Genomic DNA, 24,640 nt, shown 5'->3' on the forward strand with positions numbered 1-24,640 from the left:
TGCCGAACTCAGAAGTGAAACGCCGTAGCGCCGATGGTAGTGTGGGGTCTCCCCATGTGAGAGTAGGGAACTGCCAGGCATCAAACAAGTGAAAAGGCCATCCTTGCGGATGGCCTTTTTGCGTTTATACGTCGAAAAAAATGTAGGCCAGGTAAGGCGAAGCCGTCACCTGGCAGATCTCAGACTGCACACCACTCCACAATAAACTCAGCAATCCCGTTCACATTATTCAAATCCAGAACCGGTACGTCCAGCGACAACGCAACGTCACTGGCTACGGCAATAACATGCTCATCCAGCGTTAACTCACTTACGTCATGCCCGGCATCGCTTCTGAACAGCAGGATCTTCGCAACAGCCTCATGCTTGAACCCCTCAACCAGCACCAGATCCAGCGTGGAGTGATCCATCCGACTGACAAGATAAGCGAGATCCAGCGGGGCTTCATCTGGGGTTTCTGTCATTAACGCCCAGCGCTGGTGACTCGCCACCATCGTTTGCGCAGCGCCAGCCTTACGCAGCTCATAGCTATCTTTCCCCGGCTTATCGACGTCCATGTTATGGTGCGTGTGCTTAATCAGTCCGGGGCGAATGCCTTTAGCGCAAAGTGCAGGTATCAGTTTTTTTAGCAGCGTAGTTTTCCCGGTGCCGCTCCAGGCAGAGATCGCTAAAACGGGTATCATTTCTTCTCCTGCATCATCTGCAAATCTTCCGTCGTGTTTACATTTACAAACGCCGATTTCATGTCGCTAAAATCAACGGCGTGCCCCCCTGACTGGCGCATAAATACCATTACGCGTCGCTCTCCTGAATCCAGATAAGCGTCCAGTGCGGGGATTAACGCGCGGTGAATCAATGCGATCGTTGGATGGTCGCGTTCACCGTCGTGCACCCAGACGACGGGAGCACCATCGCGCCGCTGCACCAGACGTTCAGCCAGACAGGACGGGATGAAGGGCGTATCACATGAACAAAAGAGAAACCACTCTCCGTGTGACTGCTGCATAACGGAAAGCATTCCCGCCAGCGGGCCGGGGTAGTCCACCAGGTTATCCTGATAAACCGGATATCCACTGCGCTGATAAATATCGATATGCCGGTTAGCGCTGATCGCCATCGACGACACCTGATTTGCCAGCGTATCAGCAACATGCTGCCACAAGGGGGTATTGTTCAGGAGCTGAAGACCTTTATCTTTTCCGCCCATTCGCGTTGCCCGGCCCCCGGCCAGAACGACCCCGATGATTTGCTGGCATTGATTCACGAATATCGCCTCTTTTATTGTGGGATTGACCCTGCTAACGTGTCTCTCTAAATGAAAGGAGCACTACCATGAAATGTAAACGTCTTAATGAAGTCATTGAGCTTCTCCAGCCGGCCTGGCAAAAAGAGCCAGAGCTGAATCTGATGCAATTTTTACAGAAACTGGCGAAAGAGTCAGGTTTTGATGGTGAACTGGCAGACCTTTCTGACGATATCCTGATCTACCACCTCAAAATGCGTGACTCGGCTAAAGATGCTGTAATCCCTGGTATTCAGAAAGATTATGAAGAGGATTTTAAAACCGCATTACTGCGCGCCCGAGGCGTAATTAAAGAGTAAAAGCTTGTAAGCGGAGCCACCGAAATCGCTACAAGATGATATCCTGAATCATTCGTATAATTTCCGGATGATCGGATGAACGACCAGGCTTTTACTTTCCAGACATTACACCCGGATACCATTGTGGATGCGCTGTTCGAGCAGGGTATTCGGGTGGATTCCGGGTTAACCCCTTTAAACAGCTACGAAAACCGCGTCTATCAATTCCAGGACGAAGAGCGCCAGCGCTTTGTCGTAAAGTTCTATCGTCCGCAGCGCTGGTCCGCAGAACAAATTCAGGAAGAGCATCAGTTTGCCCACGATCTGCTGGATGACGATGTTCCCGTTGCGGCACCGATCACATTCAATAACCAAACGCTGCTGAGCCATCAGGGCTTTTACTACGCGATATTTCCGAGCCTGGGCGGAAGACAGTTTGAGGCGGATAATATCGATCAGATGGAATGGGTCGCCCGCTATCTGGGGCGCATTCATCAGACGGGACGCAAAAAACCGTTTGTTGCCCGTCCGACGATTGGTGTTCAGGAATACCTTATTGAGCCGCGACAGGTATTCGAAACATCGGCGCTGATCCCGAAGGCGCTTAAGGATAAATTTCTTACGGCGACCGATAAGCTTATTAATGCAGTAAGAACCTGCTGGCGGGATGATATTACCGCTCTGCGCCTGCACGGTGATTGCCACGCCGGGAATATTCTCTGGCGTGATGACCCCCTGTTTGTCGATCTCGATGACGCACGTATGGGGCCCGCGGTTCAGGATCTGTGGATGTTGCTCAATGGTGATAAAGCCGAGCAGCGCATGCAGCTTGAGACCATAATTGAAGCTTATGAAGAATTTAGCCCCTTTAATTCAGACGAAATTGCCTTGATAGAGCCTTTACGTGCGATGCGATTTGTTTATTATCTCGCGTGGTTAATCAGGCGTTGGGAAGACCCGGCTTTTCCCCGAAATTTCCCCTGGCTTACCGGGGAGGATTACTGGCGCAGCCAGATATCCACATTTACCGAGCAGGTTAAGGTTCTTCAGGAACCCCCTTTGCAATTAACGCCGATGTATTAATTGGACACACTCAGGAGAGAGTTAATCATGAAAAAAATTTGGCTGGCGCTGGCTGGTATGATTCTGGCATTTAGCGCAACTGCTGCGCAGTTTACCGACGGCAAGCAGTACATTACGCTGGACAAGCCTGTTGCTGGCGAGCCTCAGGTGCTGGAGTTCTTCTCCTTCTACTGCCCGCACTGCTACGAGTTTGAGCAGGTGCTTCATGTTTCTGACAACGTGAAGAAAAAGCTGCCGGAAGGCACCAAAATGACGAAATACCACGTTGAGTTCCTTGGCCCATTGGGTAAAGACCTGACTCAGGCGTGGGCGGTGGCGATCGCGCTCGGTGTGGAAGATAAGATCACCGCGCCAATGTTTGAAGCCGTACAGAAAACCCAGACCGTACAGACCACGGCAGATATCCGTAAAGTGTTCGTGGATGCCGGCGTGAAAGGGGAAGACTACGACGCAGCCTGGAACAGCTTTGTGGTGAAATCTCTCGTGGCACAGCAGGAAAAAGCTGCCGCGGACTTCCAGTTGCAGGGCGTGCCGGCGATGTATGTTAACGGCAAATACCAGGTGAATATGCGTGGTATGGACACGACCAGCATGGATATCTTCGTACAACAGTACGCTGATACCGTGAAACACCTGGTTGAGAAGAAGTAACAAACATAAAGAAAAACGCCGGTCATTGACCGGCGTTTTTGTATGAAGATTTAATCTTCGCTATCTGTTCGTCTTTCTCTTTCCAGAGTGTATTAAGCCAAAGCTGGAAACGACGTTTGAAATTCTTATCGTTTACGTAATCACCGTGCAGCGCCGTGTCTACGGGCACCAGATCAACGCGGACTACGATACGTGTCAGCCTGCCGCTGAGCATATCGTAAAACGGCGTCCTGTCGTTTTCCGGATAGCAGAGCGTTACGTTCAGCAACTTATCAAACTGCTCGCCCAGCACGTTGAGCGCCATTGCGATACCCGCGGCCTTTGGCGGCAATAGATTCTGATAGGGAGAGCGCGTCTGCTGTCGCTTCTCTTCGGTAAAGCGTGACCCTTCGACGAAGTTAACGATAGTGGTGGGATGCGCGCGAAACTTCTCGCAAGAACGGCGTGTGGTTTCCACATCCTTACCGCGGCGTTCCGGATGACGAATTAAATAGCTGCGTGAATAGCGTTTCATAAACGGCATATCCAGCGCCCAGCAGGCCAAACCAATGAAGGGCACCCAGGCCAGCTGTTGCTTCAGGAAGTACTTATTCATCGGGATATGTTTGCGAAACAGCACACACAATACAACGATGTCGGCCCAGCTGTGGTGATTGCAGATCAGCAGATACCAGTGCTTTTTGTTCAGCTTCTCCAGGCCCTGAACGTCCCACTTCAGCCGGGGGTTCAGATACAACAGGATCGCCAGCCCTTCACACCAGCAGTACATCATAAAATTACAAAAAGCAGACACTGCGCGCCATACCGGAGGGACGGGCAGCAGGAGCTTAATTATTCCGGCAACGATGATTGGCACAGAACAGGCAATGGTAACCAGAATAGTTAATATAACGCTTAGCAATAAAGTTATCGCAGCGAGAAGTCTCGACATAATGATTATTTTCAGATAGTTAGCTGTAATTGAGCAGCCGGCTATCCGGTGCTGGGCGCCGATCTTATCAGAAATATGCCCAGACCAGGGCGCTTTCACACGAAGAGGCTGCTGCTTTTCCTGTCATACAGCAAAATTCTCTATATAGACACGGTGCTTAAGGCTTATATCCACATAGACTAAATAAACACCAGTGGGAAGGGATCTTAAGTGATCTCAATTCAACCGATTGTTTTTATTAAATAAATAAGTTTACGCCATCAGTTTTATAGAACTGTTATTCACCAGTATTAAAAATATGCACAAACTTATCCACAGTTTGATTTTGCGAGCGATCTTCACGATCGCAAAATCTTTTCCTGTATAAAGCGCTAAAACCTGATGTTTTCATCCTTCTGTGGCATCCTTTACCCATAAATTCATAACAGGCACGGACATTATGGTTCAGATCCCAGAAAACCCACTTATACTCGTCGATGGCTCTTCTTACCTGTATCGGGCGTATCATGCGTTTCCTCCTCTGACCAACAGCGCAGGGGAACCTACCGGCGCAATGTACGGCGTGCTGAATATGCTACGCAGCCTCATTCTGCAATATCACCCAACCCATGCGGCCGTGGTGTTTGATGCGAAGGGTAAAACCTTCCGCGATGAATTATTTGAGCATTACAAATCTCACCGTCCTCCCATGCCTGACGATCTGCGTGCGCAGATTGAACCGCTGCACGCTATGGTAAAAGCGATGGGGCTGCCGTTGCTGGCGGTCTCAGGTGTTGAAGCTGATGACGTAATAGGTACTCTGGCGCGCGAAGCGGAAAAAGCTGGCCGCCCGGTCCTGATCAGCACCGGTGATAAAGATATGGCGCAGCTGGTAACGCCAGGGATCACGCTGATCAACACCATGACCAATACCATTCTTGGCCCGGAAGAAGTTGTCGCCAAATATGGCGTGCCGCCAGAACTCATTATTGATTTCCTCGCCCTGATGGGGGATTCCTCAGATAACATTCCTGGCGTGCCGGGCGTGGGCGAAAAAACGGCTCAGGCGCTGCTGCAAGGGCTGGGTGGGCTGGATACGCTGTACGCACAGTCCGACAAAATTGCCGGACTGACCTTCCGTGGCGCAAAAACCATGGCCGGAAAGCTCGCCGATAACAAAGAGGTGGCTTATCTCTCCTATCAGCTGGCCACCATCAAAACCGACGTAGAACTGGAGCTTACCTGCGAGCAGCTTGAAGTACAGGAACCCGCCGCAGACGAACTGCTTGGCCTGTTCAGAAAATACGAATTTAAACGCTGGACCACGGATGTCGAAGCCGGGAAATGGCTTCAGGCGAAAGGGGCAAAACCTGCCGCGAAGCCGAAAGAGCCCCTCGTCGTTGATGCTGAAGAGCTGGATGAAGAAGAGGCGGCAGCGCTCTCCTTCGACAACTATGAAACCCTCCTTGAGGAATCACAGCTCGTCGCCTGGATTGAAAAGCTGAAAAAAGCACCCGTATTTGCTTTCGATACCGAAACGGACAGCCTCGATAATATTTCTGCCAATATGGTGGGCCTGTCCTTCGCAACGGAGCCGGGTATTGCAGCCTACGTTCCGGTAGCGCACGACTATCTGGATGCGCCGGATCAAATCTCCCGCGAGCGAGCCTTAGAACTGCTGAAGCCGATTCTGGAAGACGAGAAAGCGCTGAAGGTGGGGCAAAACCTGAAGTACGACCGCGGCATTCTGCAAAACTACGGCATTGAGCTGCGTGGTATCGCTTTTGACACCATGCTGGAATCCTACATTCTGGACAGCGTGGCGGGCCGCCATGATATGGACTCCTTATCTGACCGTTGGCTGAAGCACAAAACCATCACCTTTGAAGAAATTGCCGGTAAGGGTAAAAATCAGCTGACCTTTAACCAGATTGCACTGGAAGAAGCTGGCCGCTACGCTGCGGAAGACGCTGACGTCACGCTACAGCTGCACCTTAAAATGTGGCCAAAATTGCAGAAGCACGAAGGGCCGCTGAATGTGTTCCAGAACATTGAGATGCCGCTGGTGCCGGTGCTGTCCCGCATTGAGCGTAACGGCGTTAAAATCGACCCAACCGTGCTGCATAACCACTCTGGCGAGCTGGCGCAGCGACTGACCGAGCTGGAACAGAAAGCGCATGAGCTGGCGGGCGAGGCGTTCAACCTGTCCTCTCCGAAACAGCTGCAAACCATCCTGTTTGAAAAACAGGGTATCAAGCCGCTGAAGAAAACCCCGGGTGGCGCTCCTTCAACCTCTGAAGAGGTGCTGGAAGAGCTGGCGCTGGACTACCCGCTGCCAAAAGTTATTCTGCAATACCGTGGTCTGGCGAAGCTGAAATCGACCTATACCGACAAACTGCCGCTGATGATCAATCCGAAAACGGGCCGCGTACACACCTCTTATCATCAGGCCGTGGCGGCGACCGGGCGCCTTTCATCAACCGATCCTAACCTCCAGAACATTCCGGTGCGTAATGAAGAGGGCCGCCGTATTCGCCAGGCTTTCATTGCGCCAGAGGATTATCTGATTGTTTCCGCAGACTACTCGCAAATCGAACTGCGCATTATGGCGCACCTGTCGCGTGACAAAGGCCTGCTGACGGCGTTTGCCGAAGGGAAAGACATCCACCGGGCAACCGCTGCCGAAGTGTTTGGGCTGCCGCTGGAGAGCGTGACGAACGAACAGCGTCGTAGCGCAAAAGCGATCAATTTTGGTCTGATTTACGGCATGAGCGCCTTTGGCCTTTCACGTCAGCTCAACATTCCGCGTAAAGAGTCGCAGAAGTATATGGATCTCTACTTCGAGCGGTATCCGGGCGTGCTGGAATATATGGAGCGCACCCGCGCGCAGGCGAAAGAGAAAGGCTACGTTGAAACGCTGGACGGTCGTCGTCTCTACCTTCCGGACATCAAATCCAGCAACGCCGCGCGCCGCGCGGGTGCTGAACGTGCTGCGATCAACGCCCCGATGCAGGGCACGGCCGCAGACATCATTAAACGTGCGATGATCGCCGTTGATGCCTGGCTGGAAAAAGAGAAACCGCGCGTAAAAATGATCATGCAGGTACACGATGAACTGGTATTTGAAGTTCATAAAGACGACCTGGATACGGTCTCACAGAAAATCCATGAACTGATGGAAAACAGCATGAAGCTGGACGTTCCGTTGCTGGTGGAAGTAGGCAGCGGCGAAAACTGGGATCAGGCTCACTAAAGGTTCACGGAACAACGCGCGTTTTATGTAAGTAAGCAACATAAGAACGCGCATTTTGTGACGATCATTAGAATTCCCTATGTAAAGAATGAAAAAAAACTACAAAAAGTGCTTTTTCCAGCGATAAAAAAAGAGTAGAGTTAGCGATGTAGGGTACAGAGGTAAGATGTTCTATCTTTCAGACCTTTTACTTCACGTAATCGGATTTGGCTGAATATTTTAGCCGCCCCAGTCAGTAATGACTGGGGCGTTTTTTATTGCGGCAAGGAAAGTTTCGGGCGAAAAAAACGCGGTCATCGCCGCGCCTGTTGTTACTCTGCTTCTGCTTCTGTCGCCGGTTCCAGGTCGTTAAACCAGCTATCGAGCTTCTGCCGCAGTTTGTCCACGCCCTGCTTTTTCAGCGAGGAGAACGGTTCAACCTGCACATCACCGTTGAATGCCAGCACCGCCTCACGAACCTTGTTCACCTGCGCCTTGCGCGCGCCGCTCGCCAGCTTATCCGCTTTTGTCAGCAGCACCAGCACCGCAATATCGCTTGCCACCGCCCAGTCAATCATCTGCTGGTCGAGATCTTTTAGCGGGTGTCGAATATCCATCAGCACCACCAGACCTTTCAGACACATGCGTTTTTCCAGGTATTCACCCAGCGCACGCTGCCATTTGATCTTCATCTCTTCCGGAACCTGCGCGTAACCGTAGCCCGGTAAGTCGACCAGGCGTTTGCCTTCAGCCACTTCAAACAGGTTAATCAGCTGAGTACGGCCAGGTGTTTTTGAGGTACGCGCCAGGTTTTTTTGATTGGTCAGCGTATTCAGGGCGCTGGATTTTCCCGCATTGGAGCGGCCAGCAAATGCCACTTCAATCCCTGTGTCTGAGGGCAGGTGGCGAATATCGGGCGCACTGGTGACAAAATGCGTCTGTTGGTAGTTCCAGGTAGTCACGTGGTCGTCTCCAAAAATCGTAATCTGCGGGGGATTATACCTGAATGCGGGCAAAAGGCTTTTCCCATCGTCATTGAGCTGTAAGTAAAGACCCTACGGCATGTGAGAGATCTGCCTTTATGTGTATGAGAAATTTAAGAGAAATCGCAGGCACTAAAAAAATCAAAACATTAAAATTCAAAGAGTTAATAATGAGTAATTATCTGAAAATCCGGTTTTGTACCTTTTCATTGCTTGTTAGTTTAAGAGAAAAAGGTAAAGTGTGCGTCAAGGCGAGGATGCCAGCAGGATAACGACTTAAGGATAAGGGTCAGGAGCGCCAGGAGGCGAAGACTAAGGATTGTCAGGACGACCGGCGCCTGGAGGCGTTTTTAACAGGAAACGGAACCGTATCACGGACGGTAGTAGCCAAGGGATAAACAGGGTTTGTTGTAGGCAAACACGGAATGTCTGACCCGTTAAGGGTTGTGAGTCAGGAAAAAAGGCGACAGATTGCTCTGTCGCCTTTTTTCTTTGCTTGCTTTCTGCTAGATTTCGCCGCAATTCTATACTGAAGAAAACGACTTAAAGATAAACATCATGAAAAAACCGACCTCCGCTGCGGGCGCGAAACGCCCTGCAAAAGCACGCCGCAAAACGCGCGAAGAACTGAATCAGGAAGCGCGCGATCGCAAACGCGATAAAAAACACCGTGGCCATGCTTCGGGTAGCCGTGCTAACGGTGGCGGTGCCGCAGGCGCTTCTGCAAAAGGCAAACAGCAGAAAGATCCTCGTATCGGCAGTAAAACTCCCATTCCACTGGGCGTGACAGACACGCCGGTCACTAAGCAGCACAAACCAAAGAGCGAGAAACCTATGCTTTCACCGCAGGCTGAGCTGGATATGCTGGAGAACGATGAGCGCCTGGACGCGCTGCTGGAACGTCTTGAAGAGGGTGAAACCCTGACCGCCGAAGAGCAGTCCTGGGTGGACGCCAAACTGGACCGCATTGATGAACTGATGCAAAAGCTGGGTCTGTCCTACGATGATGAAGAAGACGAAGAGGAAGACGAAAAGCAGGAAGATATGATGCGTTTGCTGAAAGGTGGAAACTAACATTTGCACCCGGCAGGTACACTCGTCCTGCTTATAACCCTTCCGGTTATATGTTATCTGGTGTGGTTATTCGTTAAACTACGGCGGTTGTCGCGGCGACAGAAGTGGCTGCGCACCCGAATGATGGCCCGCAACGGGACCAGAACGGGCCGCCGTATACGAACGCGACACCAACGGAAGGAGTGAGCATGTCTGTACCATCTATCGACTGGGATTTGGCCCTGATCCAGAAATATAACTATTCCGGGCCGCGTTATACTTCATACCCCACCGCGCTGGAGTTCTCTGACGCTTTCGGCGAGGCGGATTTTCAGCAGGCTGTCGCGCGCTACCCCGATCGCCCGCTGTCGCTCTACGTCCATATTCCGTTCTGCCACAAGCTTTGCTACTTCTGCGGTTGCAATAAAATCGTTACCCGCCAGCAGCACAAAGCTGACCAATACCTCGATGCGCTAGAGCAGGAAATCCTGCACCGCGCACCGCTGTTTTCCGGGCGCCACGTCAGCCAGCTTCACTGGGGCGGCGGTACGCCAACCTATCTGAATAAAGCGCAAATTAGCCGCCTGATGACGCTGCTGCGCGAGAATTTCAGCTTCCTCAACGACGCTGAAATCTCGATCGAGGTCGATCCGCGTGAAATCGAGCTGGATGTGCTCGATCATTTACGCGCCGAGGGCTTCAACCGCCTGAGCATGGGCGTGCAGGACTTCAACAAAGAAGTACAGCGCCTGGTCAACCGCGAGCAGGACGAAGCGTTTATCTTTGCCTTACTCAACCATGCGCGTGAAATCGGCTTTACCTCAACGAACATCGACCTGATTTACGGCCTGCCGAAGCAGACGCCGGAAAGCTTTGCCTTCACGCTTAAACGCGTGGCTGAGCTGAACCCGGACCGCCTGAGCGTCTTTAACTATGCGCACCTGCCGACGCTGTTCGCCGCTCAGCGCAAAATCAAAGATGCGGATCTGCCCTCCGCCCAGCAGAAGCTGGACATTTTGCAGGAGACCATCGCCTCGCTGACCGAAACCGGCTATCAGTTTATCGGTATGGATCACTTTGCCCGTCCGGACGACGAGCTGGCGATTGCCCAGCGCGAAGGTGTTCTCCACCGTAACTTCCAGGGGTACACCACTCAGGGCGATACCGATCTGCTCGGAATGGGCGTCTCCGCCATTAGCATGATTGGCGACTGCTACGCCCAGAACCAGAAAGAACTGAAGCTGTACTATCAGCAGGTAGACGAAACCGGCAACGCGCTGTGGCGCGGCATCGCGTTAACGCGCGACGACTGCATCCGTCGTGATGTGATTAAGGCGCTGATCTGCAACTTCCGCCTCGATTTCAGCGAGGTGGAGTCGCAATGGGATCTGTACTTCAGCGAATACTTTGCAGAAGACCTTAAGCTTCTGGCGCCGTTGGCGAAAGACGGGCTGGTGGATGTGTCGGAAAGCGCGATTGAGGTCACGCCGAAAGGGCGTCTGTTGATTCGTAATATCTGCATGTGCTTCGACGCCTATCTGCGCCAGAAAGCGCGTATGCAGCAGTTCTCGCGGGTGATTTGAGCTGCAATGCCGGGTGGCGCTTCGCTTACCCGGCCTACATCTCGCACTTATGTAGGCCGGGTAAGGCAAAGCCGCCACCCGGTTTTTCATCGACAGCTCGCTAGCTAAACAGCCCAACCAGCGCCGCACACAGCACCGCCGCAACGGCAGTTTGTGGCGTGTGGCTTTCCGCTGCTCCGCTCGAAAGCATAGTCACTAATGATTCCAGCATGATGCTCCCCCCAATTTCCGGGCACGATCATACAAAACTCATCGGAACAGTAAAGCGCAAAATAACGGCAATTTGCGCTCAATTAATCATCTTTACACTGCGGTAAAGATCACTCCATACCCAGCTCTTTCAGCTTGCGCGTCAGGGTGTTTCGACCCCATCCCAGCAGGCGAGCCGCTTCCTGTTTGTGGCCCTGAGTATGACGAAGCGCGGTAGTCAACAGCGTGCGCTCCATCTCAGGCTGCGCTTCGGAAAGCAGATTTTGATGACCGGAACGCAGCGCGCGATCGGCCCACTGCGCCAGCAGCGTCGCCCAGCTGTCCGGCAGCGCATGTCCGGTGCTGCTTTCGGGCACGGTGGCTTCAAACAGTTCGGCAGGGAGATCCTGAATCAATACTTCCTGTCCGGCGGCCATCACGGTCAGCCAGCGGCAGGTGTTTTCCAGCTGACGCACGTTGCCTGGCCACGCCAGACGGGTGAGGGCGGCATCCGTTTCGGGGTGAAGCTGCTTGGCTTCCACGCCCAGCTCGCGGGCCGCCACTTGCAGGAAATGACGCGCCAGGCGCGGGATATCTTCCCGACGCTCGCGCAGCGGCGGCAGGTGCACGCGGATCACGTTCAGGCGGTGGAATAAATCCTCACGGAACTTGCCCTCCTGCACGCGCAGCTCCAGGTTCTGGTGCGTCGCGGCGATAATACGCACGTCCACCTTCACCGGCGCGTAGCCGCCCACACGGTAAAACTGACCATCTGCCAGCACGCGCAGCAGACGGGTCTGAACATCCAGCGGCATATCGCCGATTTCATCCAGGAAAAGCGTTCCGCCGTCGGCCTGTTCAAAGCGTCCCTGACGTATGGTGTTCGCGCCGGTAAACGCCCCTTTTTCGTGGCCAAACAGCTCAGATTCAATCAAATCTTTGGGGATCGCCGCCATGTTGAGGGCGATAAAGGGTGCTTTCGCCCGCGGGCTGTGGCGATGCAGGGCGTGCGCGACCAGCTCTTTACCGGTCCCTGATTCACCGTTAATCAATACGCTGATGGACGACCGGGACAAACGCCCGATGATGCGAAACACGTCCTGCATGGCCGGCGCTTCACCGATGATGTCCGTCGTAGGCCCGAAATCCGGCGCGTGGCGGGGCTGCTGTTGCTCCTGATAGTGGCTGATGGCGCGTTCGACCAGGGCAACGGCTTCGTCGATATCAAACGGTTTTGGCAGGTAATCAAACGCCCCCTGCTGGTATGCGCTGACGGCGGCATCCAGGTCGGAGTGGGCGGTCATTATGATGACCGGAAGCATGGGGTGGCGCTGTTTGATCTGCTTTAAGAGCGCCAGTCCGTCCATTCCCGGCATGCGAATATCCGAGAGCAGCACGTCCGGCGTTTTGGTGGTAAGCGCATCGAGCACCTCGCTGCCGCTCTCAAACGTCGTGCAGCTTAATCCCGCTCCCGTGAGCGCGCGTTCAAGCACCCAACGGATGGAGCTATCGTCATCGACTACCCAGACTATCCCTCGTTGCATAAACGTCACCTTTATTTTTTAATCGGCAGGAAAACCGAAAACTCGGTATGTCCCGGCCAACTGGTAAATTCAATTTTGCCGGAGTGTTGGTCAATCAAATTACGGGCTATGGATAACCCCAGCCCGGTGCCGCCTTCGCGACCGCTGACCATCGGGTAGAACAGGGTGTCCTGAAGATGCGGCGGGATCCCCGGCCCGTTATCTTCCACATCAATACGTGCCGCCAGACGATAACGCACACCGTGCAGCGTCAGCTGGAACGCGGTGCGGGTACGCAGAATAATTTCGCCCCCCTCCGGGCCCAGCGCCTGCAACGCGTTACGCACAATGTTCAACAGCACCTGTTCAATCTGGTCCGGATCGTGCGCCAGCTCCGGCAGGCTTGGGTCGTAATCACGCACCAGCGTGACGTTATCCGGCAGCTCCATAGAGACGAGTTTCACCACTCGCTCCGCAACTTTGTGAATGCTTTCTGAAACGTGCATCCCCGGCTGCTGTGGCCCGAGCAGACGATCGACCAGATTACGCAGACGGTCCGCCTGCTCAATAATGACGTTGGTATACTCCGCCAGGGCAGGGTCTGGCAGCGCTTTGGTCAGGAGCTGTGCCGCACCGCGTAAGCCGCCCAGCGGGTTTTTAATCTCATGCGCCAGCCCGCGCACCAGGTCGCGCGCCGCAATCTGCTGCGCATGCTGAAGCTGCTCCTGGCTGAGACGACGCTGGTTATCCATCGGCGCCATTTCCAGCAGAATCATGCCATCCGGCAGGCGCTGGGCGGTAAGGGACAAAATATGCGAGCGTCCGTCAATCACCAGCGTCACTTCGTTATCGGTGAAGCCCTGGCCCGCCTGCAAACTCTCCTGCATCAGGCCAATATTCAGCGAGAAATAGCTCAGCAGTTCCGGCAATGGCGTGCCAAACAGCTTACGGGCGCTTTGGGCGAGCAACTGCTGCGCCGCCGGGTTGGCGTAATGCACCGCCAGCTCGTCGTCGACCAGCAAAATACTGTTAATCAAAGAATTGAGGATCTGCCCAGCATCGGGCAGCGTGCCAGTTGCCATTCAGCAGTCTCCTGGAGTAGTTGCACTATTTTAGTGCAGTATAGCGTTTTAAAGGTAAAAAGCGCGTGAGATCAGGTTGTTGGTGGAGAAAAAAGCCCATCCGAAGATGGGCTAAAGTTTCCACGGCAACTACTCCCGACGCGAAAGCGCCGGGCAAAACAAATCAATTAAACGCTGTAGTACAGCTCGAACTCAACCGGGTGCGGCGTCATGCGAACGCGGTCGTTTTCTTCGGTACGCAGCGCGATGTAAGCGTCGATCGCTTCATCGGTGAACACGCCGCCAGCGGTCAGGAACTCGCGGTCTGCGTCCAGCGCTTGCAGGGCTTCTTCCAGAGAGCCGGCAACCTGTGGGATCTCTTTCGCTTCTTCTGGCGGCAGGTCGTACAGGTTTTTGTCCATTGCTTCGCCTGGGTGGATCTTGTTCTTGATACCGTCCAGACCGGCCATCAGCAGTGCTGCGAAGCACAGGTATGGGTTAGCCGCCGGGTCCGGGAAGCGCACTTCGATACGACGCGCTTTCGGAGACGCCACCACCGGGATACGGATAGACGCAGAACGGTTACGGGCAGAGTAAGCCAGCATCACCGGTGCTTCGTAGCCTGGGACCAGACGCTTGTAGGAGTTGGTGGTCGGGTTCGCCAGGGCGTTGATCGCTTTAGCGTGCTTGATAACACCGCCGATGTAGTGCAGCGCCTGCTCAGACAGACCCGCGTACTTGTCGCCAGAGAACAGGTTGGTGCCGTTCTTGGACAGGGACATGTGGCAGTGCATACCGGAACCGTTATCGCCGAACATTGGTTTTGGCATGAAGGTCGCGGTTTTACCGAAACGGTGCGCAACGTTGTGCACAACGTATTTGTAGATCTGAATCTCATCCGCTTTTTTGGTCATGGTGTTGAAGCGGGTAGCGATTTCGTTCTGGCCAGCCGTCGCCACTTCGTGGTGGTGCGCTTCAACAACCAGGCCCATCTCTTCCATGATCAGACACATGGTAGAACGGATGTCCTGTGAAGAATCGACCGGAGGAACCGGGAAGTAACCGCCTTTCACGCCAGGACGGTGACCTTTGTTACCGCCTTCGTATTTGGTGGAAGAGTTCCATGCGCCTTCGATGTCATCAATAGCCACGTGGGAGCCAGAAATGGAAGCACCAAAACGGATGTCGTCGAACAGGAAGAACTCTGGCTCTGGCCCGAACAGAACGGTGTCTGCGATGCCGGTAGAGCGCAGGTACTCTTCAGCGCGTTTTGCGATGGAGCGTGGGTCACGGTCATAGCCTTGCAGCGTGCCGGGTTCCAGGATATCGCAGCGGATGATCAGCGTAGGTTCTTCGTAGAACGGGTCAATGAGCGCAGTGGTTGCATCTGGCATCAGAACCATGTCGGATTCGTTGATGCCTTTCCAGCCGCCAATGGAGGAGCCGTCAAACATTTTGCCTTCTTCAAAGAATTCGGCGTTCACCTGATGAGCAGGGATCGTGACGTGCTGTTCTTTACCTTTGGTATCGGTGAAGCGCAGATCAACAAACTTCACTTCATGTTCGTTCAGCATCGTCAAAACGTGTTCAGCGGACATACTTAACTCTCCAGATTGGTCATTGTCGTCGTGGTAACGAGGTCTTCAAATCGGCTGGGCTGCCATATTTTTACTGTATTTCTGTAAAGCGAAATCTGTGCCAACTTTTAAAACACCCCCAAAAGGCGTTATCATGCGCACCATAGTGCAGAAGGGCTGCACCACATTGGATTCGTTGCACCATTATAGTGCTTCAATGTGAACATTGAGCACCATATTGGTGCAATTTACGTTAAAGTGCCCTTTTACCGCTCCGTGAAAGCGATCACAAAGCATCTCTGCAATACTTGTTTGCGGGGGATGTTTGTGATCCTGTTTTGTAGTGCGATTAATCCGTGTACAATAACGCGCTATTTCTAAATGCCTGAGGCAAAGTTGTGATCGAAAAATTGCGTAATATCGCCATCATCGCGCACGTCGACCATGGTAAAACTACCCTGGTTGATAAGCTGCTACAGCAGTCTGGTACGTTTGATGCTCGTGCCGAAACTCAAGAGCGTGTGATGGACTCCAACGATTTGGAGAAAGAGCGTGGGATTACCATCCTCGCCAAAAACACCGCTATCAAATGGAATGACTACCGTATCAACATCGTTGATACCCCAGGGCACGCCGACTTCGGTGGTGAAGTTGAGCGCGTGATGTCCATGGTGGATTCCGTGCTGCTGGTGGTTGACGCATTTGATGGCCCTATGCCGCAAACGCGCTTCGTGACCAAAAAAGCATTTGCCCACGGCCTGAAACCTATCGTTGTGATCAACAAGGTTGACCGTCCTGGCGCGCGTCCTGACTGGGTTGTTGACCAGGTATTCGACCTGTTCGTTAACCTCGACGCGACCGACGAGCAGCTGGACTTCCCTATCGTTTACGCCTCTGCGCTGAACGGTATCGCGGGTCTGGATCACGAAGACATGGCTGAAGACATGACTCCGCTGTACCAGACGATTGTTGACCGCGTTCCTGCGCCAAACGTTGACCTGGAAGGCACCCTGCAAATGCAGATCTCCCAGCTCGACTACAACAACTACGTTGGCGTAATCGGCATTGGTCGTATCAAGCGCGGTAAAGTGAAGCCTAACCAGCAGGTCACTATCATCGATAGCGAAGGCAAAACCCGTAACGGTAAAGTCGGTAAAGTCCTGACTCACCTGGGTCTTGAGCGTATCGAGAGCGACATCGCTGAAGCGGGCGACATCATCGCCATCACCGGTCTGGGTGAACTGAACATCTCCGACACCATCTGCGATCCGCAGAACGTTGAAGCGCTGCCAGCCCTGTCCGTTGATGAACCAACCGTATCCATGTTCTTCAACGTCAACACCTCTCCGTTCTGTGGTAAAGAAGGTAAGTTCGTTACCTCTCGTCAGATCCTTGACCGCCTGAACAAAGAGCTGGTGCACAACGTTGCGCTGCGCGTTGAAGAAACCGAAGACGCTGATGCATTCCGCGTTTCCGGTCGTGGTGAGCTGCACCTGTCCGTTCTGATTGAAAACATGCGTCGTGAAGGTTTCGAGATGGCGGTTTCCCGTCCGAAAGTTATCTTCCGCGAAATCGATGGCCGTAAACAAGAGCCGTTCGAAAACGTAACGCTGGACGTTGAAGAGCAGCACCAGGGTTCTGTGATGCAGGCGCTGGGCGAGCGTAAAGGCGACCTGAAAAACATGAATCCAGATGGCAAAGGCCGCGTACGTCTCGACTACGTGATCCCAAGCCGTGGCCTGATCGGCTTCCGTTCCGAGTTCATGACCATGACCTCCGGTACGGGTCTGCTGTACTCCACCTTCAGCCACTACGACGATGTACGTCCGGGCGAAGTGGGCCAGCGTAACAACGGCGTGCTGATCTCCAACGGTCAGGGTAAAGCGGTTGCGTTTGCGCTGTTCGGTTTACAGGATCGCGGTAAGCTGTTCCTGGGTCACGGTGCTGAAGTTTACGAAGGCCAGATCATCGGTATTCACAGCCGTTCTAACGACCTGACGGTAAACTGCCTGACCGGTAAGAAACTGACCAACATGCGTGCGTCCGGTACTGACGAAGCAACGGTTCTGGTTCCACCGATCAAGATGACCCTGGAGCAGGCTCTGGAATTCATCGATGATGACGAACTGGTCGAAGTGACGCCTCAGTCAATTCGTATCCGTAAACGTCACCTGACCGAGAACGATCGTAAACGTGCTATGCGCGGTGCGAAAGAAGACTAATACGGTCAATCCGTAGTAAAAAAAGCCGCTGAGAAATCAGCGGCTTTTTTATTAGAACGAATAACGTAACCCCAGGCGGATCCTGTACTGCTCGCGGTTGTAATCATTCCATCGGTCCAGCCACTGAAGCTCGAGGTACGGCAGCCAGTTTCTGTCGATCCTGTAGCTGAACTTGTTGGTAATTTCCCAGTGATGGTCTTTGCCATTTTTGCTGTGGTAATCATTTATCCGCTGGAAAAAGTGCGGCTCAAAGGTGTAGAAAAACGCATCCGTCACCTTGAAATTCCAGTAGTTGGCGAATTCGTGCGTGTCGTTCTTATCCATCTGCCCGTTATAGTCCGGCGTATCGTAATTGTTATGGTTATAGCGATAGCGGAATGTCAGATTAAACCCGTCCGTGAATTTATAGTTGGTATCTAAATAAACCGCGCCACCCGAACCGGCGCTGCTGTCGTTGATCAACCCGCCCGGCTGGAAGGTGAGTTTGTCCGTCGGTTTAAAGAGCGGATACCACCCCTCTATTTCGTTATAGCTGTGCTTTAGCTCATCCCATCTCCCCACGTTGTAGGCGTTGGTGAACATCAGCCCCGCGCCCATATCGAAGTTATAGCCGGCACGCAGGATCACCTCGTGCAGCTCAGAGGCCGTATTGTAGGCTTCACGGGTTTCAACATAGGCCCCGGCGAATACCGGGCAGGACACAGACGACACGATCAGTACAGTGATGATTCTTTTCATAATTTGTCCATGTATCAGGTACAGAAAGGCCTCCCTCCTGATGAACAGGAAGGAAATACGGGCCGAATTTATTGTTATAAAGTGACTGCTGACGCTTTATTGTTGGGTGTTATCTCAGGGGTATTCGCTGACTGTTTTTTCCGTTTTCCAATCTCCTCGATGATAAAGGCGAAGCGCGCTTCGTTGAGTTTATAAAACAGCCCCATGGTCACGGCGGCGACGATTGCCAGGCCGCACGGCCAGAGGAAAATAAGCTGACGCAAACCCAGCAGCGTGCCCGCGCTTTGCACCGCATGAGGAACGTAGCCGATCTGGGTCAGCATGATGCCGGGCAGGAAGCCGGCGAGGGCGGCGGAGATTTTGCGCGAGAAGGTGTAGCCGGTGTAAACCGATCCCTCGGCGCGAATGCCGGTTTTCCACTCGCCGTAATCAACGGTATCCGGCACCAGCGCCCAGTTCAGGCTGTTCACAAACGCAGTGCCGAAAAAGGCCATGCAGGAAAAGAGTACGAACAGCAGGGAGCTGGTTCCCCAGAAGAAGTTCAGCACGTCGCCCACCGCCCACAGCGCCAGTCCGCCCAGATAGACCGGCTTCTTGCCAAAGCGCTTCACCGCGCCGGGCACCAGAAACACGCCAATCAGAATGCAGCCCATGCTGAAAAAGCCCATCCACGACAGGAGATGCAGATCGTTCAGCACGTACTGGGTGTAATAGACCTGAATCGCCAGCTTGATGTTAAACGCGGCGAGGGTGCAGAGGTTGGCGATGCACAGCACCAGCAGCGGCGGATTGCGGAAAATCGCACAGAACGATTTCAGAATGCCGGGCTTATGGTGATCGGGCGTTATCTCGACATAGCGCTCTTTCACCCCGCTGTAGCACCACCACATGCAGAACAGGCCGCCGGTGACGAACACCAGCGCGGCCACCAGATAGCCGAGGGAGGGCTGGCTGACGAACAGCGCCTGAATGGGCATAAAGCCGACGGTGCAGAGCAACAGCCCCACCGTTGCGCCGCCCTGTCGCCACGCCGCCAGCTGCGCGCGCTCGTTCGGGTTTTTGGTGATGGCAGGGACCATCGCACCGTAGGCGCAGTTCATCAGGCTGTAGCAGAGCCCAAACATCATGAAGAGCACGGTGGCGAGGGCCGTTTTGACCGTCAGGCTAAAGTCGTTGGCCATAAACTGCGCCGTCGCGACCAGCGCCACCGGCACGGAGGCATACAAAATGAATGGCCGGAATTTTCCCCGCGCTCCGATGTTTCGCCGGGAGTCCAGCAGCACCCCGGTCAGCATATCGGTAAACGCGGTGAAAAACTTCGCCACCAGGAAAATTATGCCGCCGTAGAACGCGGGCATCCCCAGTTCATCGGTGTAAAACTTCAGCAGGTACAGCGTGCCAATACACAGCATCAGGTTCGAGCCAAAATCGCCCATCCCGTAGGCGCACTTCTCTCGCAGGCTCAATTTCAGGGTTAACGGATCAGTATTGTGTGTCATGGTCGATCCTCAGAGCGCCCCGCAGGGCGCTCTATCACGTCATTTATGCCGTACGTTTGCGCAGTTCGATCTCTTCCACGATGCGCACATACATCTTCTCGTTGAGGTTGTAGAAGCAGCCCATCGCCACGATGGTGATGACCGCCAGCAGGCTCGGGTAGATAAATATCAGCTGCCGCAGCCCTTCAACCGTCCCGGCGGATTGCACCACGTTGGGCACATAGCCGATCTGCGTGAGCATGATCCCCGGGAAGAAGCCGGCCAGCGCCTGGGATACCTTCCTGAAGAAGGTAAAGCCGGTGTAGACCGTCCCCTCGGAGCGCACGCCGGTGCGCCACTCGCCGTATTCCACGGTATCGGACACCAGCGCCCAGTTCAGGCTGTTCACGAACGCGGAGCCGAAGAACGCCAGGCAGGAAAACGCCACAAAGCTCACCGAGCCGCCGCCGAAGAAATAGTTAAGCAGATCGCCCGCCACCCAAATTGCCAGCCCGCTGATATAGACCTTTTTCTTGCCGAAGCGCCGCACCGCGCCGGGCATCATAAAGACGCCGATAAAAATACAGCCCATGCTGAAGAAGCCCATGTACGACAGCAGGATCGGGTCGTTCAGCACGTACTGCGTGTAGTAGACCTGAATGGCGAGCTTAACGTTAAACGCGCCCAGCGTGCACAGGTTCGCGATGCACAGGATAAACAACGGACGGTTCCCAGCAATGGCGCGAAACGACTGCAACAGCCCCGGCTTTTGCGCCGGGTTAGCAGGCTGCGTCTCGACGTAACGCTCGGTGACGCCCTTATAGCACCACCACATAAAGAACAGCCCGAACAGCGAGAAGAGGGTGGCGGCAAAGATGTAGCCAAGCTGGTCGTTACCCTCAATCAGGTTCATCACCGGGACAAAGCCCACCGTACAGAGCAGCAGGCCGAGCGTGGCGCCGCCCTGACGCCAGGCCGCCAGCGAGGCGCGTTCGTCCGGGTTTTTGGTAATGGCCGGCACCATCGCGCCGTAAGAGCAGTTCATCATGCTGAAGAACAGGCCGTACAGCATGAACAGCACCGTCGCCATCACCGTTTTACCGGTGATTTCAAACGGCGTGCCGACGAAGTTGGCAATCGCCAGTAAGGTCACCGGGAAGGCCGCATACAGCACGAACGGGCGGAATTTCCCTTTCGGGCCAATCTTGCGTCGGGAGTCGAGCATGATCCCGGTGCCCATATCGGTGAAGGCGGTAAAAAACTTCGCAATCAGGAAGATAATCCCGCCGTAGGTGCCGGGCAGCCCCAGCACGTCGGTGTAAAACTTCAGCAAATAGAGCGTGCCGATATCCAGCAGGATGTTAGAGCCGAGATCGCCCATCCCGTAGGCGAGTTTTTCTTTAAACGGCAGGCGTAGGGTTGCCGGATCGGAAGTATGTTGACTCATTATTGTTCTCCGTCTGCCCGCAGGTTTCCCTGCGGGCGAGCCTTATCAGATATCACGTAAGGTGCTAAACAGATCTGCCCATTCGCTGTGCTGGCGATAGAAGATCGGCGGCTTGCCGATCGGGGCATCTACGGTCACGTCACCGCCCTGGCAGATTTCCCCCGTCCACGCATTGACCCAGCTGTCCTGCGGCAGATAGAGCGACCAGTCCCGGCGGCCCTCTTCATGAACCGGTGCCACCAGCAGATCGCGGCCAAACAGGTACTGGTATTTCAGCGTGTAGGCGCGCGCGTCGTCCTCGTAGTGCAGGAACAGCGGACGCATCACCGGCAGGCCGCTTTTCGCGTTCTGCGCAACCGCAGCTTTGATGTACGGCTTCAGGGTGGTGAACACGGTGGTCATGCGCGCAAAGTGCGCGATGGTTTCCGCATCGCCGTCGAACTGCCAGTTGTCGCCAGGGCGGTTGCCCTCGTGGGTACGCATCATCGGCGTAAAGGCGCTGAAGTCGCACCAGCGCAGGAGCAGCTCCTTGCTGCGCTTCATCTCGAACAGGGTGGTATAGCCGCCAATGTCGCTGTGGTGCAGGCCGTGCCCGGTCATCGCCAGCGACAGTGCCGCAGGCACGACGGACGCCAGACCGTCATCCAGGCTCCAGTCAACGTTCTGATCCCCCGCCCACATCATCACCGAGTGCTTCTGGCTGCCGGTGTAGCCCGCGCGCATGAAGAACAGGATCTCCCCGAGTTTGCCGGTTTCCTGGAGCGCCTCGTAGTTACATTTGGCCCACAGGGCAGGCCAGGCGTTATGCATGATCTCCGCGCTCACGCCGTTATGCAGGAAGGTATCGGTCGGCAGATATTCTCCGAAATCGGCCATCCAGCCGCCGCAGCCCAGTTCGATCAGGTTCTTTTTAATGACCTCTTTGTACCAGCCGTAGGCTTCCGGGTTGGTCAGGTCGATAACGCCCGCGTAGAACTCGCCGAATTCAACGTGGTAATCCTCGCCGTCGGCGTTTTTGGTCAGATAGCCGCGTTTCGCCGCCTCTTCGCAGAGATCTTTATCGCTGGCGACGTACGGGTTGATATAGGAGAGGAACTGCACCCCTTCCTGTTTCCACTTCGCAATCCGCTCATCAAGCTGCGGATAGAGTTCGCTGTTCCACTTCCAGTTCCACATCACGCGTTTGCCGAAGGAGGTCATGCGGATGCCGGACCAGTCCTGCGCCCAGATGCCGTTCACCTTCACGCCGCCCTCGCGCATAGCGTCGAGCTTCTGCTGGCACACCTCGGTGCCGCCCTGTATGCCCAGCGTCACGCCGTCGTACACCCAGTCCGGCAGCTCAGGCTGGCGCCCCAGCAGGCCGGTCAGTTTTTCCAGCAGATCGATGTAGGTTTGTGCACATTCGAAGCGCAGCGTGGCGTTATCTTCCCAGAACGCCAGCTCGTGGAAATCCGGCGCGCTGAAGTCAAAGTTCATGTAGCAGCTGTTATCCACGTGGCAGTAGTACTTCTGGGTGCTCACGAAGGTAGGCTGCGGAAAGAAGGTCCAGTAGTAATCGCCGCCCGCGTTCTCTTTGCAGTCGGCCTGCCAGGTGACGTAGGTCTGCTTGTTGCGGCCCACGCCCTGCTCGCTGGTCCACAGCGGGAACGGCCTGCCGCGCAGATCGAAGTACGAGAACTGCTCGCCGCAGCCGTAGATATGATCTTCCGGCTGCGCCGCCAGCCGCAGCCAGATGCGGTTATGGCTGGCGGCATCATTTTTCAGCTTCAGCTCCAGACGGCCTTCCGCATCCACGCCCACCAGCAGCGTGGCGCTCACCGCATCGCCGCGGGTAAAGCGGATCGCCCAGCCCGCGCTTTGCTGCGTGACGGTCGCGTCCGTCAGGGCAATCTTTTCGTTGAGCTTGTCTTTGATGCTAAAGTTGCCGCGAAACATCTCGATATCGGCCTCGCCTGCACCGATCCACAAGCAAGGCGCTTCTTCGGAGTGAGACAAAATCAGGCGATCCTGCCAGCGCAGGGTGAAGCCACGTTCGTTATTTTTCAGGTCAATATTGTGTAGGGTACGCATAAAAACTCCGTCTTTATTATTTGGCCTGGCTATCCAGCAATCCGGCGGCGACGGCAGGCGCTAAGCCCGGCGCCAGCGGCAGGCGGGGGATCACCAGGCAGTGCAGCAGATGGTAAATATCCTGCTTACCGTCCCAGACTTTGGTGGTCACTTCGTTATTGGTGTCCAGCTCCTGCCACCAGGAACCGTTTTCGTAATCCATCAGGTACTTGATGCAGTAATCCCACCACTTCTGATACCAGGCTTCGTACTGCGCCTCGCCGGTGACGGTGTAGAGCGCATAGGCCGTGCCCATCGCCTCAACGATTGGCCAGCGCACGCGTTCGCGCACGATTGGCTTGCCATCCCAGCCCACGGAATAGACAAACCCGTCGGCGCCGTCGGGTGCCCAGGCGTCGCGGATGGTGGCGTGGAACAGGCCTTTCGCATCTTCCAGCAGCCATTCAGGCGGGGTTTCAAAGCGGGCTTCCAGCGCGGCGCGCAGGTGCAGCATCAGGCGGCCCCACTCAATCCAGTGTCCCGGCGTGCCGCCGTAGGCGCGGAAGCGGTGAGCAGGGTTATCGATGTTGTAATCGCGGATCGGGTTCCAGTCGGTGTCGAAATGCTCGTTAACGCGATACTCACCTTTGCGCGCTACGTCGTGAATAATCACCGAGGCGATGCGCAGGGCGCGGTCGAGCCATTTGCGGTCGTGGGTCACGTCATAGACAATCAGGAAAGCTTCCACGGCGTGCATGTTGGCGTTACCGCCGCGGTAATCTTCCGTTTTGCTGAAGGCTTCATCCCAGGACTCCAGGCACATCTGCTCCTGTTCGCTCCAGAAGTAGCGCTCAATCACCTCGATGGCATCGTCCAGCAGCTTGCGTGCCTGCGGGTGGCCGGTGGTGACGGCGCTCGCCGCGCCCAGCAGGACGAAGAAGTGCTGATAGCCCTGCTTGGAGGCATCAATTACGCCTTCATCGTTTACGCAGGCGTACCAGCCGCCGTGCTGTTTGTCGCGCAGCGGGCCGTTGAGTGCATTAATGCCGTGCTCAACCAGGGTATACGCGCCGGGACGGCCCATGTTTGCCGCCACCGCGTACACGTGCAGCATGCGGGCGGTGATCCACAGATGGGTGCCCATATCGCTGCGAACCTGCCCGTTATTGCCCAGCCAGCCAAAGCCGGTCGGTACGGCGGCGTTTTTGCCGAAATCGAGAATGCGGTCGGTCTCTTGTTCGAGCCAGCGGTTGTGTCTCAGGGTGTTAAACCATTTCATG

At 54.7% G+C, this 24,640-nt stretch carries 20 protein-coding genes and 1 rRNA gene; 8 read left to right on the forward strand and 13 right to left on the reverse strand.

The window, feature by feature from the left end; genetic code table 11:
- Window positions 1-79 (forward strand): 5S ribosomal RNA (gene rrf, locus A3466_RS23850); the annotation flags it as partial.
- Between the two features lie 100 nt (window positions 80-179).
- Here rrf and mobB read toward each other — a convergent pair.
- Both mobB and mobA read right to left on the reverse strand, forming a co-directional pair.
- Window positions 180-683, reverse strand: coding sequence for a molybdopterin-guanine dinucleotide biosynthesis protein MobB (mobB, locus tag A3466_RS04975; RefSeq protein WP_063449663.1), 504 nt, complete (start codon window positions 681-683; stop codon window positions 180-182).
- Window positions 680-1,264, reverse strand: coding sequence for a molybdenum cofactor guanylyltransferase MobA (gene mobA, locus A3466_RS04980; protein ID WP_063449664.1), 585 nt, complete (start codon window positions 1,262-1,264; stop codon window positions 680-682). The genes mobB and mobA overlap by 4 nt, the downstream gene beginning before the upstream one ends.
- Before the next feature lie 68 nt (window positions 1,265-1,332).
- On the opposite strand from mobA, the gene A3466_RS04985 reads away from it, so the two are divergent.
- From A3466_RS04985 to dsbA, 3 genes are all read left to right on the forward strand, one after another.
- Window positions 1,333-1,602, forward strand: a complete 270-nt coding sequence (locus tag A3466_RS04985; protein WP_003861904.1) for a YihD family protein — start codon at window positions 1,333-1,335, stop codon at window positions 1,600-1,602.
- A 75-nt stretch (window positions 1,603-1,677) separates the two neighbouring features.
- A complete protein-coding gene (locus A3466_RS04990; RefSeq protein WP_063449665.1) occupies window positions 1,678-2,664 on the forward strand; it encodes a serine/threonine protein kinase in 987 nt (328 codons plus the stop codon).
- Between the two features lie 27 nt (window positions 2,665-2,691).
- Complete coding sequence (gene dsbA, locus A3466_RS04995) at window positions 2,692-3,315, forward strand: thiol:disulfide interchange protein DsbA (protein ID WP_063449666.1); 624 nt, start codon at window positions 2,692-2,694, stop codon at window positions 3,313-3,315.
- A gap of 22 nt (window positions 3,316-3,337) precedes the next feature.
- Here the strand turns inward: dsbA and A3466_RS05000 are convergent, their stop codons facing one another.
- Window positions 3,338-4,246, reverse strand: a complete 909-nt coding sequence (locus A3466_RS05000) for an acyltransferase (RefSeq protein WP_063449735.1) — start codon at window positions 4,244-4,246, stop codon at window positions 3,338-3,340.
- A gap of 439 nt (window positions 4,247-4,685) precedes the next feature.
- Here A3466_RS05000 and polA point away from each other — a divergent pair, with 439 nt between their 5' ends.
- On the forward strand, window positions 4,686-7,478 hold the full coding sequence (gene polA, locus A3466_RS05005; RefSeq protein ID WP_063449667.1) for a DNA polymerase I: 2,793 nt from the start codon (window positions 4,686-4,688) through the stop codon (window positions 7,476-7,478).
- Window positions 7,479-7,789: 311 nt separating this feature from the next.
- On the opposite strand, the gene yihA is transcribed toward polA, so the two are convergent.
- Complete coding sequence (yihA, locus tag A3466_RS05010) at window positions 7,790-8,419, reverse strand: ribosome biogenesis GTP-binding protein YihA/YsxC (RefSeq protein WP_003861913.1); 630 nt, start codon at window positions 8,417-8,419, stop codon at window positions 7,790-7,792.
- A 579-nt stretch (window positions 8,420-8,998) separates the two neighbouring features.
- Between yihA and yihI the strand changes: the two genes are divergently transcribed.
- Both yihI and hemN read left to right on the forward strand, forming a co-directional pair.
- The gene (gene yihI, locus A3466_RS05015; RefSeq protein ID WP_006808729.1) at window positions 8,999-9,514 is read left to right on the forward strand and encodes a Der GTPase-activating protein YihI; all 516 of its coding nucleotides are present in this window, start codon (window positions 8,999-9,001) and stop codon (window positions 9,512-9,514) included.
- A gap of 188 nt (window positions 9,515-9,702) precedes the next feature.
- On the forward strand, window positions 9,703-11,076 hold the full coding sequence (hemN, locus tag A3466_RS05020) for an oxygen-independent coproporphyrinogen III oxidase (protein WP_063449668.1): 1,374 nt from the start codon (window positions 9,703-9,705) through the stop codon (window positions 11,074-11,076).
- A 100-nt stretch (window positions 11,077-11,176) separates the two neighbouring features.
- On the opposite strand, the gene A3466_RS23025 is transcribed toward hemN, so the two are convergent.
- The 4 genes from A3466_RS23025 to glnA form a co-directional block, all read right to left on the reverse strand.
- Complete coding sequence (locus tag A3466_RS23025; protein WP_063449669.1) at window positions 11,177-11,287, reverse strand: YshB family small membrane protein; 111 nt, start codon at window positions 11,285-11,287, stop codon at window positions 11,177-11,179.
- Between the two features lie 109 nt (window positions 11,288-11,396).
- Window positions 11,397-12,809, reverse strand: coding sequence for a nitrogen regulation protein NR(I) (gene glnG / locus A3466_RS05030; protein ID WP_063449670.1), 1,413 nt, complete (start codon window positions 12,807-12,809; stop codon window positions 11,397-11,399).
- Window positions 12,810-12,820: 11 nt separating this feature from the next.
- The gene (glnL, locus tag A3466_RS05035; RefSeq protein WP_003861923.1) at window positions 12,821-13,870 is read right to left on the reverse strand and encodes a nitrogen regulation protein NR(II); all 1,050 of its coding nucleotides are present in this window, start codon (window positions 13,868-13,870) and stop codon (window positions 12,821-12,823) included.
- Between the two features lie 167 nt (window positions 13,871-14,037).
- The gene (gene glnA / locus A3466_RS05040; RefSeq protein WP_003861925.1) at window positions 14,038-15,447 is read right to left on the reverse strand and encodes a glutamate--ammonia ligase; all 1,410 of its coding nucleotides are present in this window, start codon (window positions 15,445-15,447) and stop codon (window positions 14,038-14,040) included.
- A gap of 377 nt (window positions 15,448-15,824) precedes the next feature.
- Between glnA and typA the strand changes: the two genes are divergently transcribed.
- Window positions 15,825-17,648, forward strand: coding sequence for a ribosome-dependent GTPase TypA (gene typA / locus A3466_RS05045; protein ID WP_003861927.1), 1,824 nt, complete (start codon window positions 15,825-15,827; stop codon window positions 17,646-17,648).
- Between the two features lie 51 nt (window positions 17,649-17,699).
- Here typA and ompL read toward each other — a convergent pair whose 3' ends face one another.
- The 5 genes from ompL to yihS all read right to left on the reverse strand — a co-directional run bounded on the left by ompL (window position 17,700) and on the right by yihS (window position 24,639).
- The gene (ompL, locus tag A3466_RS05050; RefSeq protein ID WP_049001364.1) at window positions 17,700-18,386 is read right to left on the reverse strand and encodes a porin OmpL; all 687 of its coding nucleotides are present in this window, start codon (window positions 18,384-18,386) and stop codon (window positions 17,700-17,702) included.
- A gap of 74 nt (window positions 18,387-18,460) precedes the next feature.
- On the reverse strand, window positions 18,461-19,885 hold the full coding sequence (locus tag A3466_RS05055; protein ID WP_063449671.1) for an MFS transporter: 1,425 nt from the start codon (window positions 19,883-19,885) through the stop codon (window positions 18,461-18,463).
- A 43-nt stretch (window positions 19,886-19,928) separates the two neighbouring features.
- Window positions 19,929-21,311: an MFS transporter gene (locus A3466_RS05060; protein ID WP_058646063.1), complete on the reverse strand. Its 1,383-nt coding sequence runs from the start codon at window positions 21,309-21,311 to the stop codon at window positions 19,929-19,931.
- Between the two features lie 45 nt (window positions 21,312-21,356).
- Window positions 21,357-23,381, reverse strand: coding sequence for an alpha-glucosidase (locus A3466_RS05065; RefSeq protein ID WP_063449672.1), 2,025 nt, complete (start codon window positions 23,379-23,381; stop codon window positions 21,357-21,359).
- A gap of 16 nt (window positions 23,382-23,397) precedes the next feature.
- Window positions 23,398-24,639 (reverse strand): sulfoquinovose isomerase, encoded by a 1,242-nt coding sequence (gene yihS / locus A3466_RS05070; RefSeq protein ID WP_063449673.1) that lies wholly within the window; start codon window positions 24,637-24,639, stop codon window positions 23,398-23,400.
- Window position 24,640 lies beyond the last annotated feature (1 nt).

Source organism: Enterobacter genomosp. S, assembly GCF_001631805.1.
In the GTDB taxonomy this organism is placed as follows: domain Bacteria; phylum Pseudomonadota; class Gammaproteobacteria; order Enterobacterales; family Enterobacteriaceae; genus Enterobacter; species Enterobacter quasihormaechei.

Excerpts from the sequence above, each read along its gene's own strand:
- mobB (WP_063449663.1), bottom strand. The coding sequence starts at position 683 with ATGATACCCGTTTTAGCGATCTCTGCCTGGAGCGGCACCGGGAAAACT.
- A3466_RS04985 (WP_003861904.1), top strand. The coding sequence starts at position 1,333 with ATGAAATGTAAACGTCTTAATGAAGTCATTGAGCTTCTCCAGCCGGCC.
- A3466_RS04990 (WP_063449665.1), top strand. The coding sequence starts at position 1,678 with ATGAACGACCAGGCTTTTACTTTCCAGACATTACACCCGGATACCATT.
- dsbA (WP_063449666.1), top strand. The coding sequence starts at position 2,692 with ATGAAAAAAATTTGGCTGGCGCTGGCTGGTATGATTCTGGCATTTAGC.
- A3466_RS05000 (WP_063449735.1), bottom strand. The coding sequence starts at position 4,246 with ATGTCGAGACTTCTCGCTGCGATAACTTTATTGCTAAGCGTTATATTA.
- polA (WP_063449667.1), top strand. The coding sequence starts at position 4,686 with ATGGTTCAGATCCCAGAAAACCCACTTATACTCGTCGATGGCTCTTCT.
- yihI (WP_006808729.1), top strand. The coding sequence starts at position 8,999 with ATGAAAAAACCGACCTCCGCTGCGGGCGCGAAACGCCCTGCAAAAGCA.
- hemN (WP_063449668.1), top strand. The coding sequence starts at position 9,703 with ATGTCTGTACCATCTATCGACTGGGATTTGGCCCTGATCCAGAAATAT.
- A3466_RS23025 (WP_063449669.1), bottom strand. The coding sequence starts at position 11,287 with ATGCTGGAATCATTAGTGACTATGCTTTCGAGCGGAGCAGCGGAAAGC.
- glnG (WP_063449670.1), bottom strand. The coding sequence starts at position 12,809 with ATGCAACGAGGGATAGTCTGGGTAGTCGATGACGATAGCTCCATCCGT.
- glnL (WP_003861923.1), bottom strand. The coding sequence starts at position 13,870 with ATGGCAACTGGCACGCTGCCCGATGCTGGGCAGATCCTCAATTCTTTG.
- glnA (WP_003861925.1), bottom strand. The coding sequence starts at position 15,447 with ATGTCCGCTGAACACGTTTTGACGATGCTGAACGAACATGAAGTGAAG.
- ompL (WP_049001364.1), bottom strand. The coding sequence starts at position 18,386 with ATGAAAAGAATCATCACTGTACTGATCGTGTCGTCTGTGTCCTGCCCG.
- A3466_RS05055 (WP_063449671.1), bottom strand. The coding sequence starts at position 19,885 with ATGACACACAATACTGATCCGTTAACCCTGAAATTGAGCCTGCGAGAG.
- A3466_RS05060 (WP_058646063.1), bottom strand. The coding sequence starts at position 21,311 with ATGAGTCAACATACTTCCGATCCGGCAACCCTACGCCTGCCGTTTAAA.
- A3466_RS05065 (WP_063449672.1), bottom strand. The coding sequence starts at position 23,381 with ATGCGTACCCTACACAATATTGACCTGAAAAATAACGAACGTGGCTTC.
- yihS (WP_063449673.1), bottom strand. The coding sequence starts at position 24,639 with ATGAAATGGTTTAACACCCTGAGACACAACCGCTGGCTCGAACAAGAG.